The following is a 13,093-nucleotide window of genomic DNA, read 5'->3' on the forward strand; positions in this document are numbered from 1 at the left end:
TGCGCCGACAGAACGATAGAAAATTCTTCTATTTCAATAGTATAACAAGGAGCGACACATCTGGCCCAAGGCTTGCGAAGAGCCTGTCGAATAGCCCGGGCGCAGCAGGCGCCGATCCCTTGAAAGCCGCCCTGCGCCCATGTCCGCACAAAGCGTCATGTCCGTCATCCTCCCCGCCGCCTCGACAGCGGCGGGCGCCGGCATGTCTGAAGACACGACGACCGACGGCGCCCTGTTCGCGAGCCTGGTGGCCGACCTTTCTGAAGCGGCGGACTCAACAGCAATCCCATCCGCCCCGATTGAGGCGTCTTCGCCGATGTCGCTGGACGCCGACGTCTCCGACACGGAGGCTTCACTTGCTGACGCTGTAGCACCGGCCTGGCCGCCGATACCCGTGCTTGCGCCCATGATCCCCCAGATGGAATCAGATGCGCCGGCGTCGGATGAAGCCTTGGCCGCCAAGGTTTCCCAGGACCTCCTCGCCGCACCGTCCCCGGACACCGCGGCCCCGACGGTCGATGTTGAGGCGCCGTCTCCGGTTCTCGCCTCCGGTTCAGAAAAACCCATCGCGCCCTCGCAGACGGGACTTCAGGCCGACACGCCCGAACGCCCGGCGTCGAACCAGGAACAACCGGCAGCGTCTACAGACACCCGGACTTCAGCCGCCCCTGTCCAGACGACGCAGACGCCCCCGCCCGTTTCGTCAACAGGGCTAGCCGCCGCCCTTGCGGCCGGCCGAGCGACGGCCGCCGTGATACCGAACATCGATGCAGCGGCGACGGATGCGACCGACACCGTGTCGGTGGAGGCGTCGGAGTCATCTCCAGCCGCCGCGCCTCAGACGACCACGAACGCATCAGCTTCCACTCTCCCTGTTCCGACGGCGCCGCAGCCCCCCCTCCGCTTGCGTGATCCACAAGGTCGCGGCGAGGATCGCCCGTCCAACGCAGCGGTGACCGCGGGGAACGACGCCCAGACCTCCAACGTCAGCAGCACGCCGGAAGCCACGACATCGAGCAGCCCCGCCTTGACGACGGGTCTCGCCTCGTCCCCCGCGCGCGGCGACGAACCGGCCGCCGTTCCCGCTGCTCCCGGCGAAGTTTCCGTGCCGACTGATGGTGACGCGGCGGCGCCCGCCCCGCCGCCTCTGGAAAGCCAGACCGGTGCTCCGGCCGCGAACCGCGACCTAGGTCTGTCGATGCTGTCTCGCGCCACGATCGAGACCACGGCCCAGATCGCCGCCCAGATCATCAGGAAGCTGGACGGCCGCTCAACCCGCTTCGACATGGTGTTGACGCCCGAGGGTCTAGGCAACGTCGACGTCAGCATGGACATTGATTCCGACGGCCGCCTGACCGCGCGTCTGGCCTTCGACAATCCGGCCGCCGCGACCGATCTGCGCGCTCGCGCCGATGAACTGCGCCGTCAACTTCAAGAGGCGGGCTTCCAGCTGTCGCAAGACTCGCTGGAGTTCGCCGAACGCAATCCATCGTCCGGCTTTGGCGGCGGCGGCGGTTTCGACCGCGCCCCTGACCGTCGCGCCTTCGCCGGCGCCGCACGCCTGGCCGTCGAGGCCGACCTCGCCGCTCCGCCGCCTGGAGCCTGGACCTCACTCTCACTGACGCCTGATCGCGTCGATCTGAAAGTCTGACGATGGTTGACGCCGTCTCTTCCAATGCAGCCGCTGGCAAGATCAACACCGGCTCGACCATGCTGGCCTCGAATTTCGAGACCTTCCTGTCGCTTCTGACCGCCCAGTTGAAAAACCAGGACCCGTTGTCGCCGGTCGATTCCAACCAGTTCACGGCCCAGCTGACCCAGATGGCCGGCGTCGAGCAGCAATTGCTGACCAATACCCTGCTCAACAGCCTGTTGCAGGCCCAACAGGGCGACGGTCTCACCGGCGCAGCTCAGTACATCGGCAAGGAAGCCACGGCGGTCTGGTCCACAACCCGCTATGAAGACGGCGAGGCCAACTGGAGCTACGAATTGGGGGGCAACGCCGCCTCGGCCACGATCCAGGTTCTGGACGCCAGCGGCAAGGTGGTCTGGAGCGGCGACGCCCCCGCCAAGACCAACGGCATGCATGACTTCAAGTGGGACGGCAAAACCACCGGCGGCGGTCAGGTCGACGACGGCGGCGTCTACACCATGAAGGTCATCGCCAAGGATGGCGCCGGCAAGGATGTGGACAGCCAGGTCATCATCCGCGGCCGTGTCACCGGCGTCGAAATGTACGACGGCAAGGCCTTCGTCACCATCGGCAACTCCATCATGCCCGTCACCAGCCTGATCGCGCTGGAAGAACAAAAGGCGGCGACCACGCCGCCCGAAACCCCCGCAGGGAACGCCTGATGACACGCGTCCCCTCTCTCATTCTTTCGTCATTCTCTCGTAAGGAAGCCCAGTCATGAGCATCAATGGCGCCATGCTGGCCGGCGTGTCCGGCCTGACCGCGAACGCCGCGGCCCTGTCGACGATTTCCCAGAACATCGCGAACGTGAACACGGTCGGCTACAAACGCGCCTCGACCGAATTCTCCACCGTCGTGAACTCACAGACGCAAGGCGTCGGCTACTCGGCCGGCGGCGTCCAGGCGGCCGCGCGGCACTTCATCAGCCAGGCCGGTCAATTGCAGCGTACGACCTCGGGCACCGATCTGGCCATTTCGGGTCAGGGCTTCTTCGTCGTCACCGAAAAGTCCGAGAACCTGACCTTGTCGGATGCGCGTCTGTTCACCCGCGCCGGCGCCTTCAAGATCGATGATCTGGGCTACCTCAAGAATACATCCGGTCTCTACCTGCAGGGTTGGCCGGTCGATGCGGACGGGGTCGTCAACAGCGATCCTTCGGACATGAGCCGCCTGCGCACCATCAATGTCGGCTCGGTCGGCGGCGCGGCGGAGCCGACCACCCGAGTCGGTCTGAACGCCAACCTCAAGTCCAGTCAGACCGTCTCTGACGCCGCCAAGGACGCCGCCCTGGTTCCTCCCGGACCGCTGGCCTACAACGCCACGACCAACTCGATGGCGCAATGGGACCCCGATACGGGTGTCGGGGTGAAGCCGGACTTCGAGATCACCATTCCCGTGTCCGACTCCAAGGGCGGTCAGCGGAACGTGACGGTTTCCTTCCTGAAGAGCGCAACCGCCAACGAATGGTATGCGGAAATTCGCGCGCCCGCGGGGACCGTGACCAATACGGACGGCCTGCTGAGGTCAGGGCGCATCGCCTTCACCCAGGACGGCCGCCTCGACGTGGCGAAGATGCAGGGATGGGCAGCCGGCACCGGCCTGTTTGACGACCCCACCGCCGCCAGCATCACTCTGGGCGCATCGGACGGCACGACGCCAGGAACGTTGGACGGCACCTGGGACCCTTCGCTGGGCATCGCGGCTCAGACCATCGCCTTCGATCTGAACGCCTCCGCCGGCGGCCTGACCCAGTACGACAGCACGTCGATCGTCCAGGCCACCTATACGAACGGCACCGCCTTCGGAAACCTGAGCGAGGTCAAGATTGACGAGACCGGCTTCGTCACCGCCATCTTCGACAACGGCGTGATGCGCAAGATCGCCCAGGTCGCCCTGGCCACCTTCCCCAGCGCCGACAGCCTGACCGAGGTGTCTGGCAACGCCTTCCGGGTCAGCCAGAACTCCGGCACCTTCAACCTGAAGGCCCCCGGCACGGGCGGAGCCGGCCTGCTCGGCTCGCAGCAACTGGAGGCCTCGACCGTCGACCTGTCGACCGAGTTCACAGGCCTGATCACCACCCAGCGCGCCTACTCGGCCTCATCCAAGATCATCACCACCGCCGACGAGATGCTGGCGGAGCTGATCAACATCAAGCGCTGATCGACCAACCGGAATCGATGAGTAAGCCTCCGTTAGACTCGATGAATCCTTCGTTTCCGGCGCCGTCCATGCGCCGGGGACGGAGGATGCGTCTTAGCCATTCCTTCACCACGACGCTTAAACGCCCCTTAGCGGGGGGCGTCCTAGGGTACGCGTCGATGGTGGTGGTGAAAGAGGCTTAAGCCCATGCTGCAAGAGCGACGCCTTAATAGTAGAGGCGAACAATATGTGGTCGGCCCGACGGGCACGCCGCTGACCCTGCGGGATCTGCCGCCGGCGGATACCAACCGCTGGGTGATCCGCCGCAAGGCCGAGGTGGTCGCCGCCGTTCGCGGCGGTCTGATCAGCCTGGAGGACGCCCTGGCGAAGTATCGCCTGACGGCAGAGGAATTCATCGCCTGGCAACAGGCGATCGACAAATGGGGCATGCAAGGCCTGCGCACCACGCGCATCCAGAGCTACCGGGATTGATGGGCCTCAAGTAGCGCGCAGCGCGACAGGCCCAAGGATAAAGGCCGCTTCCGGTGACGGAGGCGGCCTTTGTCGTTCCTGCGTTCCGCACCGCCCACGGATTTCCGGCCCATGCCTCGAAATCGAACTCAGGGACCTCTATATGGCGGCGATGACCCTGGCTGACGACATTTGCCCCGTTCCGACCATCGCCCCCATGTCCGGCGCCGCCGACATGGACGCCGCGATCGAGAGCGCGCGACAGGCCGTCGGCCTGCCGGTCGGTTCGCGCGTGGTCGCAGCCATGTCGGGCGGGGTGGATTCCACCGTCGTCGCCGCCCTGCTGGCCAAGGCGGGCTATGATGTGGTCGGCGTCACGCTCCAGCTCTACGACCACGGCGCGGCGCTCAAGAAAAAGGGCGCCTGCTGCGCGGGGCAAGACATCCACGACGCCCGCCTGGCCGCCGAGCTCATCGGCATTCCCCACTACGTCCTCGACTACGAAAGCCGCTTCAAGGACGCCGTGATCGACCAGTTCGCGGATTCCTATCTCAAGGGCCAGACCCCGGTCCCCTGCATCCGCTGCAATCAGACGGTCAAGTTCCGCGACCTGCTGGACGTCGCCCGCGACCTGGGCGCCGAGGCCATGGCCACCGGCCACTACGTCCGCCGCGCCGCCGTCGGCAATCGCTCGCAGATGCGTAAGGCGATCGACCACTCGCGCGACCAGTCCTACTTCCTGTTCGCCACGACCCAGGATCAGCTCGACTATCTGCGTTTCCCCCTGGCCGATCTGGAAAAGCCCCAGGTGCGCGGTGTGGCCGCAGCCCTGGGCCTGCGCATCGCCGCCAAGCCGGACAGCCAGGATATCTGCTTTGTCCCCTCCGGCGACTACCGCACCCTGATCGACCGCCTGCGTCCGCAAGGCCGAGAGGCCGGCGAGATCGTCCACATGGACGGCCGGGTTCTGGGCACGCACGGCGGCATCACCGACTACACCATCGGCCAGCGCCGGGGCCTGAACGTCGCCGTGGGCGAGCCCCTGTTCGTCACCAAGCTGGACCCCGACAACCGCCGCGTCATCGTCGGCCCGCGCGAAGCCCTGCTGACCGCCAGCCTGGCGCTGGAAGAAACCAACTGGCTCGGCGACCAGGCCACGATCGAGGAAGCCGCCCGCGACGGCGCCCCCGTCCTGGCCCGCGTCCGCTCGACCCGCCAGCCCTCCCCCGCCCGTCTATCCCTCGATGACGACAACATCATCTCCGTCGTCTTCGATGAAGGCGAAGAAGGCGTCGCCCCCGGCCAGGCCTGCGCCCTCTACGACCCGGCCGATCCCGACCGCGTCCTCGGCGGCGGCTTCATCAGCAGCACAACGGCGGTCGCTGTCTGATTTTCGGGATTGGCGGACGCCGCGGCCGCGTGTAGAAGCCCCGCTCCGAAATCGAGAAACCCATGTTCTTCAATATTCACCCTTCGCAACGGCCCATGACCGTCGACCGCCTGCCGGTCGAAGGCAAAGGCGCGTGCGTGGGAGGGATGTAGAAGAGCCGGCGGTCTTTCGACTTCGGTTTTCCAGCAACCCCTCCCGCCACCGGCCGGAGGGGTTTCTTGTCTGTGCAAGCGAAACCCTCCGTCCGGTCCAGGAGGATCACAGACAGGAGAGGAGACGTCGGCCATGCGTGGCTATGACGTAATCGAAAGCCCGGGCGTGCCGATCAAGGCCTGGACCCGGGGCGTGCCCATCGAGGATGCGGCGCTGAAGCAGTTGAAGAACGTGGCCTCGTTGCCCTTCATCCATAAGCACGTCGCGGTCATGCCCGACGTGCACTGGGGCATGGGCGCGACGGTGGGCTCGGTGATCCCGACGCTGAAGGCCATCATCCCCGCCGCCGTGGGCGTGGACATCGGCTGCGGTATGATGGCGGTGCGGACCTCGATCCGCGCAGAGCACCTGCCGGACGACCTGTCGGGCATCCGCTCCGCCATCGAGGCCGCCGTTCCGCACGGCCGCACCGACAACGGCGGACGCAATGACAAGGGCGCCTGGGCGGTTGAACCGCCGGCCTCGGCGGCGACTCGTTGGGCCGAACTCAAGCCCGGCTACGACGCCGTGGTGGACAGGCACCCCAAGGCGGGCCACCCGCGCGGCTTCGGCCACCTGGGCACGCTCGGCACCGGCAACCACTTCATCGAGCTGTGCCTCGACGAGGCGGGCGACGTCTGGGTCATGCTGCACTCGGGTTCGCGCGGGGTCGGCAACCGCTTCGGGACCTACTTCATCGAGCGGGCCAAGTACGAAGCCCGTCGCTGGCATCTGAACCTGCCGGACCAGGACCTGGCCTACTTCCCGGAGGGGACGGAGGGCTTCATCGACTATGTCCGGGCGGTGTCGTGGGCGCAGAAGTACGCGCGCGCCAACCGTGAGGTGATGATGGAGCAGGTGCTGGGCGTTCTGAAGGCCATCTGGCCCGATCTGACGACGACGCAGGAGGCGGTGAACTGCCACCACAACTACGTCTCGAAGGAGAAGCACTTCGGCCAGGACGTCTACCTGACCCGCAAGGGCGCGGTGTCGGCCAAGGACGGCGAGCTGGGCATTATCCCCGGATCGATGGGGGCGAAATCCTTCATCGTGCGCGGCAAGGGCAATGCGGACAGCTTCTGCACCTGCTCGCACGGCGCCGGGCGAGCCATGAGCCGGACCGAGGCCAAGCGCCGCTTCACGGTAGAAGACCACGTCCGCGCCACCCAAGGCGTCGAGTGCCGCAAGGACGCCGAGGTGATCGATGAAACGCCGATGGCCTACAAGGACATCGACGCCGTCATCGCCGCCCAGGCCGACCTGATCGAGGTCGTGCACACCCTGCGTCAGGTGGTGTGCGTCAAGGGATGACGGGAGCCGGTCGTGCGCAAGCGCGGCCGGCTTTCGTCGTTCCAGGCCCGGCGTGACAGAACGACGCTCATTAAGATTTCGACAGAGCGCATCCATATGCGCATGGTGAAGCCTCCAAAGGTCATCACGCACCCCACGAGGCTCAGAATGCGCTCCTTCGCCTGCATGGTTTCCGTCCTGGCGCTCGCCGCCGCCGACCCTGCCCTCGCAGCGACCGAACCGGCCGCGCCCGCGCTGGCCGCGTCCGCCGCCGTCGCGCCCTACACCGCCGCTCAGTTCTTCGAGACGACCAGCTTCTCGATGGCCAACCCGGACGGTCTGGCCTTTTCCGAAGGTCGCAGCCACATCCTGATCTCGTCGGACAAGACGGGTGTGTTCAACGCCTACGCCCTGCCGGTCGCGGGCGGCGATCCCGTGCCGCTGACCGCCTCGACCGCCAACGCCACCTTCGCCCAGAGCTACTTCCCCGATGGACGCCGCGTTCTGGTGGCCGCGGATCAGGGCGGCAATGAACTGACCCACATCTATGTGCGCGAAACCGACGGGACGCTGCGCGACCTGACGCCGGGCGACAAGCTGAAGGCCGGCTTCGTCGGCTTCAGCGACGACGGTCAGACGTTCTGGCTCATCAGCAACGAGCGCGACGCCGAGGTCTTCGACCTCTACGCCTATGACGCCGTCACCTATGAGCGGAAGCTGGTGTTCCAGAACCCCGGCATGGACGTCGCCGCCGTCTCTGGAAACGGTCGGCTGGTCGCCCTGACCAAGTCGCACACCAGCGCCAACTCAGACATCTATCTGGCCGACCTATCGGCGGACGGCGCGCCCCACCTGATCACCGAGCACGCCGGCGACGTCGCCTATGACGTCAGCGGCTTCGGCCCCTTCAACGCGACCCTGATCTACACCAGCAACCAGGACGGCGAGTTCAGCCAGGCCTACGCCTATGACATCGCCAACAAGGCGCACAACCGCACGACCCAGGCCGACTGGGACGTCATGTACGTCGCCTTCTCGCCCAACGGCCGATATCGCGTCACGGCGGTCAACGCCGACGCCTCGACCGAGCTGACCATCGAGGATGCGCAGACCCGCGCCCCTGTCCGCCTGACGGGCCTGCCGCAGGGCGACATCACCGGCGTCCGCTTCGATCCCGGCGCGGACCTGGCCGCCTTCACCGTCGTGTCCGACACCTCGCCCGCTGACGTCTTCGTCGCCGATCTGTCGACCGGACAGGCGCGCCGCCTGACCTCGGCCCTGAACCCCGCCATCAAGGAAAGCGATCTAGTCGAGGCCACCATCGTCCGCTACCCGGGCGAAGGCGGGGTGATGGTCCCAGCCGTCCTCTACCGGCCCAAGGGCGCCTCGGCCGTCAACCCGGCCCCGGCGGTCGTCCTGGTCCACGGTGGCCCGGGCGGTCAGACGCGGCGCGGCTATTCCGCCATGGTCCAGCACCTGGTCAATCACGGCTATGCGGTCCTGGGGGCCAACAACCGAGGCTCGTCCGGTTACGGCAAGACCTTCTTCCACATGGACGACAAGAAACACGGCGAGGCCGACCTGCGCGACATCGTCGCCGGCGGCGACTGGCTGCGCGCCCAGGACTGGGTGGCCGACGATCAGGTCGCCGTCATGGGCGGCTCCTACGGCGGCTACATCACCGCCGCGGCCCTGGCCTTCCACCCCGAGAAGTTCGAGGCGGGCATCGACATCTTCGGCGTGACCAACTGGGTGCGGACCCTGCAATCCATCCCCGCCTGGTGGGGCGCGCAGCGCGTGGCCCTGTACGACGAGATGGGCGACCCGGCGGTGGACGCCGAACGCCACCGCGCCATCTCGCCCCTGTTCCACGCCGACAGGATCCGCCGCCCGCTTCTGGTGGTGCAAGGCGCCAACGACCCGCGCGTGCTTCAGGTCGAGAGCGACGAACTGGTGGACAAGGTCCGCGCCAACAATGTGCCGGTCGAGTACGTGGTCTTCCCAGACGAGGGCCACGGCTTCCAGCGCCGCGCCAACCGCATCACCGCCCAGGAAGCCTATCTGGCCTTCCTCAACCGCTACGTCCGCAAGGCCGACTAGGGCCTAGGCTGCTTCCTCGACATGGAGGACGGCGCGGTTGCGGCCCTCCTTCTTGGCGCGATAGAGGGCCGCGTCGGCCGCCTGCAGGGCGGCGCGGCCCTCGCGGTCCATACCCGGCCGCCAGCTGGCGACGCCGAAGGACATGCTGGTGCTGCCCAGGGCCTGATTGCGGTGTCGCAGGGATATGCCGGCGATGGCCTGACGCACGGTCTCGATCCGTTGCAGCAGGGCTTCGGGCGTCGTGCCGGGGGCGATGATGGTGAACTCCTCGCCGCCGTAGCGGCAGACAATGTCGCCGTCGCGGAAGCGATGCCCCAGTTCAGCGGCCACGGCCTGCAGCACCAGATCGCCAGCGTCGTGGCCGAACTCGTCGTTGAAGCGCTTGAAGTGGTCCACGTCGCACATGACCACGCACAGGGGGCTGCCTGACCGGGCCGACCGCGCCACCTCCAGCGCCAGGGCCTCTTCCATGTAGCGGCGGTTGAACAGACCGGTCAGCGGATCGCGGATCGTCTGTTCCTTCAGGTCGCGCTGCAGCTGCTGGTTGACCATGGCCGAGGCGATGTTCTCGACCAGAACCTTGATGCGGAAGCCGCTTTCAACGTCCAGCACCCCGTCCAGATGCAGGACGCCGATGACCTCGCCCGAGGCCAGCAGCGGCTCGCAGTGATAGGCATGGTCCTTGTCCCCGACGTGGTCGCAGACGATGTCGGTCCCCGGCTCGCTGACGAAATGGCTCTGGCCGCGTCGCAGAGCCCAGCATTGGTCCGGCCCAAAGGCGTCGCCGTCGCCCTCATGGTCGCCCCAGGTCGAGATCGGGACCAGCAGGTTGCGCGAGTTGTTGTAGGCATAGAGCACCCCCGGCAGCCCTGGCAGGACGCGCGGCACAAAGGCGTGGATGACCTGGGCCAGTTCGGCCTCGGTGCGGGCCGCCTGCATCCGGTGAGCCATCCCGCCCAGAAGCTCGATCACCTCGCCCCGCTGACGCAGAACCTGGCTGCTGGACAGAAGCTCGTGGTGAACCTGCTTCAGCTCGCGCTCGCTGCGCCTCTGGTCGTCGGAGGCCGTCGCCAGGCGATCCGCCATCTGGTTGTAACCCTGGGCCAGGCGATTGAACTCGCGCGAGCCCATGCGGTCGGTGATGCGCTGATCCAGATCGCCCGAGCCCAGACTGGTCATGGCGCGGGTGATGACCCGCACCGGTCGCCGGATGCCGCGAATGACCATGACGGAGACCGAAAGCGAGAACAGAGCGATCAACGGCCCGCCGATCAGGGCCAACCGCTTGCCCCACTCCAGACGGCGCTCAGCCGCCTCGATCCGGTCCATCTGCAGCCGGCGCTCCTCGCCCAGGAACTCCTGCGACGCTAGAAGGACCTGGCCCATCGAATCCAGCCCGCGTCCGCCGACAATGGCCGCCTCGGCCTCGTCGAACCGGCCCTGACGCGCCAACTCCAGCGGTTGACGCATCAACTCGACCCTTTCCGACAGCAAACTGCCGAAGGACTGGACGCGCGCTTTCTGGGCCGGGTTGTCCCTGGTCAGCTCCACCAGTTCCGAGAAGGACTGCAGCGAGTCCGCTACCCGCCGGTCAAAGGACTGGGCGTAGCCCGGGTTCTGCGTCAGAACATAGCCACGCTGACCGGATTCCGCGTCCCGCAGTCCGGCCATGGTCTCTTCCATGGCCTCGATCACCTGGGCGGAATGCGTCACCCAGCGGAAGCTCTCGCGACTTTGCCGCGAGGCGTCGACCAGGGAAGCCACCAGGGCCAGCAAAGCGATCACCACCAGGGCGCCAACGGCGGCGATCCTGGACGTCAGGGACAGAAACATGGCCCAAAGGTTAACGGCGGAGGGTTGACGGAAACTGAATGGCTGCGGGGTGCGTCACCACGTCCCGACGAGATCACGTCCTTCAACACCCGGATCAACCGCCAGACGCGCATCTGACAGGGCGCTCACTCAGATATCCATGCGTTCGAGCAAAGGGCGCGTCTGAAGAGACTGGATGGCCCGTTTGATCCCGTCGAACACAGGACCGGCGTCCCGCTCCATCTCGGCGTAGGCGCGCTCGAATTCACCATCCAGACTGTCGAGCAGGGCCAGTTGCTCGCACCCTCGCTCGGTGATCGCGATCAGATTCACCCGCTGATCCTCGGGATCAGGCTGGCGGGTGACCAGTCCCAGCGTCACCAGCTTGGGGATCTTCTGCTGGATCAATTGGTGCGAACGGTCCAGCGCCCGCCCCAGGTCGGCGACCGAGGCCGGACCCAGCCTCGCAACGGCCGCCATCAGGGACGACGACTTGACCGGAATGATCAATCCCGCGCGCTTGAACACCTCGGCGGACTGTTGCTCGATCAGCTCGCTCAACTGCTCGCTGAGACGGCCCAGGAAGGTGCGGTTCAACTCGATCATACGCCCGACAACTCCTCAATCCAGACGACGATAGACGCTCGTTTCACCAGACTTCTCAACGCGCTCAAGCCCCGTGACGACGCCGCCCGCACGCACCAGCCGGAACCGGTAGTCATCCGATCCCTGAACTGCAAACAGATCCTTCCCGATCGGATCAAGCGCCAGAACGAAGCGATCGCGCCAGTGATAGGCCAAGCCGGTCGGGGTGCGGACCAGGGTCCGCCCTTCATAGGCGCCGGCCGCTTCATCCAGGTCTGCGGCGGTCGGAATCCAGCCAGAGATAGCGAACTCCACCGGGACCAGAGCCCATGTGGCGTCCGTGTCGCCTGCGTTCGCCCGGCTCTGCAGCAGGAACTTCTGCGCCGCCAGCAGGGCGCCGGAGGCCGGCACGGCCAGATCAGGCGTCACGCCGACGCCCTCGAAATCCTCTCCCTTGATCGGGTCCCGAATCTGGCCGATCGGCACCTGCAGCATGAACCGATCATCGACCGGCACGCGAGTGACCGGATGCGCGCCGCCGGCGGTCTGTTCGCCGATCACGGTCGCCCGGCCGAGCCGCTGCAGCGAAAAGGCCATCCATTCGGCGGCGGAGAAGGATGTCGATCCGGTCAGGATCACGACGGGCACATCGCCTGAACGCTGGCCCGGCACGGCGGCCAGATTCCATTGCCCCCGCTCCACCCTCTTGCCGTCCTCGGTGTAGTTGTAGTCGAAGAATTCCTGCTCCTTGCCAGCCGGATACAGGTAGCTCATCAGCAACTGCGCCATCTCCAGCACGCCGCCGTTGTTGTAGCGAAGGTCGAAGATGATCCCCTTGGCGCCTTCAGCGAACCGCATGGCTCCCGTCGCCGTGTCCTGGGCGTACTGGGGGTCGGCGAAGAAGTCGAAACGGATGTAGGCCAGATCCCCCTCCAGCCGTCGCGCGTCGCGGAAACCGAAGTTGGCCGCGCGTTCGACATCGCGCCGCGCCTGGGTCGTGGCGTTTCCGCTGACCTTGGCCTGACGGTTGGCGGCGACCTCTTCAGGGTCGAAGGCCACCGAGAAATGCAGATCCCGGCTCGCCTTCATCATGCCTCGCGAAAGGTGATCCGCGAACTGGTCGGCGTCGACCGGTTCGGATCGGACCTGCCGGCCCAACTCCGCCGATATGGCGGGAATGCGATCGGGGAAGACGTAGTTTCGTTTCAACGCCGTCTCCAGGCCAGAGACGACCTCTCGCTGCGCCTGTTGGTCCAGAGTCCGCTGATCCGGAGCTTGGGCGGAAACCGATCCCGACGCCAGGACAGCGACCGCCAGCATTGAGATGAAGGTCCGAGAAAACATCGCTGCTCCTATTTATACAATATATTGCGCAATATATTTCATAAATGAGCGTGTCAAATTCGCTGCCGTGTTCTTCG

10 protein-coding genes are annotated in these 13,093 nt (G+C 66.2%); 7 read left to right on the forward strand and 3 right to left on the reverse strand.

Annotated elements, in window-relative coordinates; genetic code table 11:
• Positions 1 to 904: 904 nt before the first annotated feature.
• The 7 genes from IFE19_RS17655 (at position 905) to IFE19_RS11400 (ending at position 9,275) form a co-directional block, all read left to right on the forward strand.
• A complete protein-coding gene (locus IFE19_RS17655; protein WP_225910255.1) occupies positions 905 to 1,651 on the forward strand; it encodes a flagellar hook-length control protein FliK in 747 nt (248 codons plus the stop codon).
• 2 nt (positions 1,652 to 1,653) lie between these two features.
• The gene (locus IFE19_RS11375; protein WP_207822398.1) at positions 1,654 to 2,355 is read left to right on the forward strand and encodes a flagellar hook assembly protein FlgD; all 702 of its coding nucleotides are present in this window, start codon (positions 1,654 to 1,656) and stop codon (positions 2,353 to 2,355) included.
• Positions 2,356 to 2,410: 55 nt separating this feature from the next.
• Positions 2,411 to 3,853: a flagellar hook protein FlgE gene (flgE, locus tag IFE19_RS11380; protein ID WP_207822400.1), complete on the forward strand. Its 1,443-nt coding sequence runs from the start codon at positions 2,411 to 2,413 to the stop codon at positions 3,851 to 3,853.
• A gap of 186 nt (positions 3,854 to 4,039) precedes the next feature.
• Positions 4,040 to 4,324 carry a CtrA inhibitor SciP gene (sciP, locus tag IFE19_RS11385; RefSeq protein ID WP_207822402.1) on the forward strand — a complete coding sequence of 95 codons (285 nt, stop codon included), beginning with the start codon at positions 4,040 to 4,042 and terminating at the stop codon, positions 4,322 to 4,324.
• A 142-nt stretch (positions 4,325 to 4,466) separates the two neighbouring features.
• Positions 4,467 to 5,693: a tRNA 2-thiouridine(34) synthase MnmA gene (gene mnmA / locus IFE19_RS11390; RefSeq protein ID WP_225910256.1), complete on the forward strand. Its 1,227-nt coding sequence runs from the start codon at positions 4,467 to 4,469 to the stop codon at positions 5,691 to 5,693.
• A 285-nt stretch (positions 5,694 to 5,978) separates the two neighbouring features.
• Positions 5,979 to 7,196, forward strand: coding sequence for an RtcB family protein (locus tag IFE19_RS11395; protein WP_207822404.1), 1,218 nt, complete (start codon positions 5,979 to 5,981; stop codon positions 7,194 to 7,196).
• Between the two features lie 147 nt (positions 7,197 to 7,343).
• On the forward strand, positions 7,344 to 9,275 hold the full coding sequence (locus tag IFE19_RS11400; protein WP_207822406.1) for a S9 family peptidase: 1,932 nt from the start codon (positions 7,344 to 7,346) through the stop codon (positions 9,273 to 9,275).
• A 3-nt stretch (positions 9,276 to 9,278) separates the two neighbouring features.
• Here IFE19_RS11400 and IFE19_RS11405 read toward each other — a convergent pair whose 3' ends face one another.
• The 3 genes from IFE19_RS11405 to IFE19_RS11415 all read right to left on the reverse strand — a co-directional run bounded on the left by IFE19_RS11405 (position 9,279) and on the right by IFE19_RS11415 (position 13,016).
• On the reverse strand, positions 9,279 to 11,108 hold the full coding sequence (locus tag IFE19_RS11405; RefSeq protein ID WP_207822408.1) for a diguanylate cyclase: 1,830 nt from the start codon (positions 11,106 to 11,108) through the stop codon (positions 9,279 to 9,281).
• A 129-nt stretch (positions 11,109 to 11,237) separates the two neighbouring features.
• Positions 11,238 to 11,693: a MarR family winged helix-turn-helix transcriptional regulator gene (locus IFE19_RS11410; RefSeq protein WP_207822410.1), complete on the reverse strand. Its 456-nt coding sequence runs from the start codon at positions 11,691 to 11,693 to the stop codon at positions 11,238 to 11,240.
• A 15-nt stretch (positions 11,694 to 11,708) separates the two neighbouring features.
• Positions 11,709 to 13,016 (reverse strand): S41 family peptidase, encoded by a 1,308-nt coding sequence (locus IFE19_RS11415; protein ID WP_225910257.1) that lies wholly within the window; start codon positions 13,014 to 13,016, stop codon positions 11,709 to 11,711.
• Positions 13,017 to 13,093 lie beyond the last annotated feature (77 nt).

Origin of the sequence: Brevundimonas pondensis (genome assembly GCF_017487345.1) — a bacterium.
Lineage (GTDB): Bacteria > Pseudomonadota > Alphaproteobacteria > Caulobacterales > Caulobacteraceae > Brevundimonas > Brevundimonas pondensis.